The following is a 5,376-nucleotide window of genomic DNA, read 5'->3' as shown; positions in this document are numbered from 1 at the left end:
TTTCCTTTGGCGCTGGCGCACGTCAGAAAAACAGTCTCGCCTAGTGGCTACCGGGGACTACGCGCCTTCGATTCTCTCTCCTTGGCGCGCAGCGAAGGTTTTGGAGGTCGTACAACCGTACATGACTACTATGAAATGGTTTTTTGATTTTACATCTCACTTTATAATCATCGTACCTTCTCTATGCTCCTGCCAGCACGTCCTCAAGAAAAGCACTGATTAGATTAGAACATATACAGTTAACCTGATTGTTAACCTGAAGCATATAAAATGACCTGGTGTGAAATGCTAAACCTTTGATTCTATTGGTAAGCGCGAGTAGGTTATCTCGGGCATCCTGCCCTCGCGCTACGCGCGATCAAAATCGCTCCCGGCGATTTTGTCGAACCCTGTTCTCACCCCCTCGCACCAATAAAAAACCCGGCATTGCCGGGTTTTGGTATTGGTAGGCGCGAGTGGATTCGAACCACCGACCCCCACCATGTCAAGGTGGTGCTCTAACCAACTGAGCTACGCGCCTGGAGTCGATATCAGTAGCTTTGGCTACTGAGGAAAGATGCGCATTTTAGCCGCCCGTGAGGCGAATGACAAGCTCCAAATGTGCTTACAAGCCACTTTTCAGGCTGGCCTCGATAAATTGGTCGAGTGCACCATCTAGAACAGCGCCTGTATTACCTGTCTCAACATTTGTGCGCAAATCCTTGATGCGAGACTGATCGAGTACGTAGGAGCGGATCTGGCTACCCCAGCCGATATCGGACTTGGTCTCCTCAAGAGCTTGCTGGGACTCGCTACGCTTCTGCATCTCAAGTTCATAGAGCTTTGCCTTGAGTTGCTTCATTGCCTGATCCTTGTTCTGGTGCTGCGATCGTCCATTCTGACACTGAACGACTACGCCAGACGGATTATGCGTGATACGCACGGCAGACTCGGTCTTGTTGACGTGCTGTCCGCCAGCACCTGATGCCCTGTAGACATCGATACGCAGATCACTTGGGTCAATCTCCACCTCGAATGAATCATCAATCTCAGACGAGACAAACACTGACGAGAAGGATGTGTGGCGACGGTTGCCTGAATCAAATGGTGACTTGCGTACCAGGCGGTGCACACCAATCTCGGTTCGCAACCAGCCGAAAGCATAGGGGCCATCAACTTTAACGGTTGCTGATTTGATACCTGCGACGTCGCCGGCACTCACTTCCATCAGTTCCGCCTTGAATCCATGCGATTCAGCCCAGCGCAGGTACATGCGCAGCAGCATCTCGGCCCAGTCCTGCGCCTCGGTTCCGCCGGAGCCAGCCTGTATATCCAGGAAAGCGTTATTGGCATCCATTTCACCTGAGAACATGCGCTGGAATTCGAGATCGGCTACCTTTTTATTGCATGTCTCAACATCAGAGGCGATCGCATCGACAGTCTCTTCATCGCCCTCTTCTACTGCCATCTCCAGCAGGTCACCGGCATCTGCAATGACAGCATCAATCGAATCAATATTTTCTACGACACCTTCAAGCAGTGCACGCTCCTTACCTAGTGCTTGAGCATGCTCCGGATCATTCCAGATATCCGGATCTTCAAGTTCACGCATCACTTCATCGAGCTTTTCACGTTTGCCATCATAGTCAAAGATACCCCCTGAGCGATACGAGTCGCGTCTTGATATCGTTGATGGAGTTGGTAATTGGATTGATATCCTGCATTGTGTACCCCGCTCTTACAAGAGCGCCATTTTAGTTGATTGGGAAAACGATGTAAAAACAGATGGTCGCTATTCGATTTCGCTACAAAGTGATCAACATTGCATCGCCATAGCTGAAAAAGCGATAGCGTTGATCGATCGCATGCTGGTAGGCACGTTTAATATTATCGTAACCACCCAGCGCACTGACAAGCATCAGCAGCGTCGACTCCGACAAGTGAAAATTGGTCACAAGTGCATCAATCACGCTGAACTTGTAGCCCGGTGTAATAAAGAGTTCGGTATCGCCCACGTATGCCTCTAATTGACCACTAGCAGCTGCCGATTCCAGGGCCCGCACACTGGTTGTGCCAACCGCCACAACACGCCCACCGGCCTCCTTGCACGCTCTCACCTGCTCACAGGTCGATTCAGCCACCTCCAGCCACTCGCTGTGCATAACATGATCAGCCAGATCATCGACTCGTACCGGCTGAAAGGTTCCGGCACCCACATGCAAGGTAACACGTGCTGAATGGATACCTTTCGCATCGAGACGTTCAAGTAGTTCATGCGTGAAATGCAAACCAGCTGTGGGCGCAGCAACCGCACCCACTTTATCACCATAGATAGTCTGGTATCGCTCCAGGTCTTCATCTACGTCTTCACGCTCGATATAGGGCGGCAAGGGTACGTGGCCCTTGGTTTCCATCAACGTGGCGAATCCTGGACTGGTACAAGTCAGCTCGAAAAGATCACCCTCACGCCCACGTACCTCGATAATACCGTCATCTATGAGGAGTCTTGTACCTGGTTTTGGAGATTTACTCGCCCTGACATGTGCCAGTGCATAGGAATCATCAATCAGGCGCTCCACCAGTATCTCAACCTGCCCACCCGTCTCCTTGACACCATGCAGACGTGCTTTCATGACACGCGTATCGTTGAACACAAGCAGATCACCCTTTTCGAGCAAATCGGGCAAATCGCTGAAGTGCTTGTCATCAAGCGCCCCATTCGATTCATTCAGGCATAGCAAGCGGCTGTCTCCACGCTTTTCGGGCGGAAACTGGGCAATCAACTCTTCGGGCAAGTCAAATTGAAAATCTGATCGTTTCATAGCGGCGATATCATATCACGCAAGGCTGTGATCTCCCTTACAGAAATGACTTTTTCGGGTATACTACGCCGCTTCAGCACTTTTGCCGGGGTGGTGGAATTGGTAGACACAGGGGATTCAAAATCCCCCGGCTTCACGGCCTTGACGGTTCGAGTCCGTCCCTCGGTACCATATATATACCCGTTAAGATTCAATGTCTTAGCGGGTTTTTTATTTGCCGCTCTAGTACATGTTTCTAGTACACACTGCCCATCCTTTAGGCAAGGAATTTAGGCAGAAACCAAGTGATATCCCAAATGACTGCTTTCGGCCAATAGCGGACATTCAAGGCTGAACAGAAAGCGCTCTATTTTTATCTCCATCTTGTTGAGATGTCTTACGTCTATACTAATAAGTAGGACATCAGTTAGGAATAAACTTTCGATCAGTGTAGCCATGCTGAAATCAATAAATATTCCTCTATTTTTGGCTGGGTTGATTACTACCCCCATCACTTGGGGATTACTGCGTGCGACTACTATCTGGCCGATGGTATTTACAGTCTGTCTTATCGTTACAATTGGTTATGCAATATCGCAGATAAGCACTCAACAAAATCATATTATTGTCAGTTATCTTACGGGGTTACTGATTCCCGAGATATTGGCGATGATTTATTCTACTTTTGAGTATGTGATGCAAATTGCTTATTTTCCTTTGGGCATTGGGTTTGGTTTTGGCCTTTTTTTCGGTCATTTTGTTCTCATAGCAGGGATAGGTGCAATATGGACAATAGTAATGTTGCTTCTCTCGCGTTTTGTACTGTTACTATTCTCGGATAAAGATATTCATCCTGATTGATGTTGTGAGTAAAGTAATAGTTAGTCAGCTTTGGATCGTTAGCGGTCGTTAAGGCTGGTTGAATTTCATAAAACTGCCAATTGTCTGCTATCGGCCAGAAGCGATTATTCACGAAATCTGGATTATTTATCAATTATTGATTTCATTCGGTATCTAATTCCTTATACCACTTATACTTTTTATAAGGGCTAGAAAGATGCAGACAAAATATCAATATATATACGTACTGTTAATAATATGGAGAAATTAATCGCAGTGTTCGTGGTGGGATTGTTGTCAGCCATAACTCAAGTTGCTGCGACTGGAGAGCTTCATGATGCAGTCTGTGAAGGGGATTTAAAGGAGATCACCCGAAATATTGATGGAGGCTTTGATCTCAATTCTCAAGATAGTAAATATGGTGAAACGCCGCTACATAAGGCCGTGTTATGTGACCAGGTGAGTGCTGCAGAGCTATTGTTAATAAAAGGAGCTGAGGTTGATGTAGAAGGAGGTCGAATTGTTGGTACTCCGTTATACGTTGCAGCCTATAGAGGTAATATTGTTATTGCAAAATTTCTAATTAATCAGGGCGCTAATGTTAACGCGAGAGCTAAAGATGGAAGCACACCGTTACATGCAGCAGCATTTGGGGGGGATGTGTCAGTTGCCAAATTACTAATCGACATGGGTGCTGATGTAAACTCCAAGAAAAGGTTTGGAGCCACACCATTACATCGAGCGGCTGAATATAACAATGCTCTTGTTGCAGAACTGCTAATTCAGAGAGGAGCCAAGATTGACGCAAAAACACAGGGCAATATGACACCGTTGGATATGGCTGTTAGTTTGGGTCATAAAAAAGTCGCTAAGTTACTCAAAACGCATGGTAGTAAATCCATCGAGACACCGCCCAGCCAGGACTATCTTTTGCTCATGGCTACTTTTGAAAATGAGTTGAAGAAAGCAAAACAGGCTTTAGATAAAGGTGCGTATGTCGATACAAAAGAACCATTTTCCGGTGGGACGCCTTTGAACTTCGCCGTTAGTCAAGGTGATTTGTCTATGGTGAAGTTATTACTTGATTATAGTGCTGATGTTAATGGTGGGATGCAAGATGATGCCACGCCATTACATAATGCAGCTAAGCAAGACCACCTTTCTATAGCAAGGCTCTTGATTAAGAAAGGCGCTAATATTAATGCACGTAACATGAGCGGAGAAACGCCTTTAGACTGGGCAGTTGGAAGTCGTGATATGTCAGAGTTACTAATAAAGTACGGGGCTAGCAATAATCAATCGCCTGAACATGATTGGAACAATCCTGATCTCGAATACTGAATGCCCGCTTTGGATCGGAAGCGGTCATTGAGGTTATACTCACCGAATTCATAGTGGTGCCGCCATTGGCTGTAGCCCACCAATCATAGTGTGAATAAAATGAAAACCTTCCTTCATGTCGGATGCGGACAAAAATTCAAAGACCAGACCACCAACGCCTTCAATACAAATGAGTGGGACGAACTACGCCTTGACATAAATGAGTCTGTAAAACCAGATATTGTGGGTACCATGACAGACATGTCCTCTGTAGATAATGAGTCAGTCGATGCAATCTTCTCCAGCCATAATATTGAACACCTCTATCCTCATGAAGTACCGGTGGCACTAGCTGAGTTCAAACGCGTACTCAAACCCGATGGTTTTGTAGTAATTACGTGTCCTGACTTGCAATCGGTCTGTAAGTTAGTGGCGG

5 protein-coding genes and 2 tRNA genes are annotated in these 5,376 nt (G+C 46.7%); 4 read left to right on the top strand and 3 right to left on the bottom strand.

Translation table 11 applies throughout. The features are described from left to right. Nucleotides 1-443: 443 nt before the first annotated feature. The 3 genes from BOW51_RS07200 to queA form a co-directional block, all read right to left on the bottom strand. Nucleotides 444-520: transfer RNA gene (locus BOW51_RS07200), tRNA-Val, on the bottom strand. A gap of 84 nt (nt 521-604) precedes the next feature. Then, a protein-coding gene (gene prfB / locus BOW51_RS07195; RefSeq protein WP_135568130.1) for a peptide chain release factor 2 occupies nt 605-1,703 on the bottom strand; the annotation gives its coding sequence in 2 pieces (ribosomal slippage) (nt 605-1,627 and nt 1,629-1,703; 1,098 coding nt in all). Between the two features lie 81 nt (nt 1,704-1,784). Next, nucleotides 1,785-2,801, bottom strand: a complete 1,017-nt coding sequence (queA, locus tag BOW51_RS07190) for a tRNA preQ1(34) S-adenosylmethionine ribosyltransferase-isomerase QueA (protein ID WP_078477091.1) — start codon at nt 2,799-2,801, stop codon at nt 1,785-1,787. 84 nt (nt 2,802-2,885) lie between these two features. Between queA and BOW51_RS07185 the strand changes: the two genes are divergently transcribed. The 4 genes from BOW51_RS07185 to BOW51_RS07170 all read left to right on the top strand — a co-directional run. Further along, nucleotides 2,886-2,972 (top strand) — tRNA-Leu (locus BOW51_RS07185). A gap of 264 nt (nt 2,973-3,236) precedes the next feature. Continuing rightward, nucleotides 3,237-3,641: a hypothetical protein gene (locus tag BOW51_RS07180; RefSeq protein ID WP_078477090.1), complete on the top strand. Its 405-nt coding sequence runs from the start codon at nt 3,237-3,239 to the stop codon at nt 3,639-3,641. 237 nt (nt 3,642-3,878) lie between these two features. After that, on the top strand, nt 3,879-4,961 hold the full coding sequence (locus BOW51_RS07175; RefSeq protein ID WP_078477089.1) for an ankyrin repeat domain-containing protein: 1,083 nt from the start codon (nt 3,879-3,881) through the stop codon (nt 4,959-4,961). A gap of 99 nt (nt 4,962-5,060) precedes the next feature. Then, nucleotides 5,061-5,376, top strand: a 316-nt coding sequence (locus BOW51_RS07170; protein ID WP_135568129.1) for a class I SAM-dependent methyltransferase, incomplete at its 3' end; no start/stop codon positions are given.

This window comes from Solemya elarraichensis gill symbiont (assembly GCF_002021095.1).
Taxonomy (GTDB): Bacteria; Pseudomonadota; Gammaproteobacteria; order Chromatiales; family Chromatiaceae.
Note: the sequence above shows the minus strand (reverse complement) of the source record. Positions and strands in the feature narration are given on the sequence as shown.

What these genes read in the sequence shown, in the direction of transcription:
- queA (WP_078477091.1), bottom strand. Translation starts at nt 2,801, where the DNA reads ATGAAACGATCAGATTTTCAATTTGACTTGCCCGAAGAGTTGATTGCC.
- BOW51_RS07180 (WP_078477090.1), top strand. Translation starts at nt 3,237, where the DNA reads ATGCTGAAATCAATAAATATTCCTCTATTTTTGGCTGGGTTGATTACT.
- BOW51_RS07175 (WP_078477089.1), top strand. Translation starts at nt 3,879, where the DNA reads ATGGAGAAATTAATCGCAGTGTTCGTGGTGGGATTGTTGTCAGCCATA.